The following is a 204-nucleotide window of genomic DNA, read 5'->3' as shown; positions in this document are numbered from 1 at the left end:
TACGGCATCGGTAAAAAACGTATCACCCTGTCTACCTCCGGGGTGATTCCGAAGATGAATCAGCTCAGCGAGGATTTGGATGTGTCCCTGGCGGTAAGCCTGCACGCACCCAATGACGAGCTGCGTAACCAGCTGGTGCCGCTGAACCGCAAGTATCCGCTGAAAGACCTGATGGCGGCCTGCAAGAGTTACAGCAAGAATATT

The 204-nt window shown here is 53.9% G+C and carries 1 pseudogene; it reads left to right on the top strand.

Annotation, left to right across the window (positions count from 1 at the left end):
• Positions 1-204, top strand: a pseudogene (locus A3754_RS27390) (23S rRNA (adenine(2503)-C(2))-methyltransferase RlmN); the annotation flags it as partial.

The organism is Alcanivorax sp. HI0083 (genome assembly GCF_001635175.1).
This window is presented reverse-complemented; position numbering and strand designations above follow the sequence as displayed.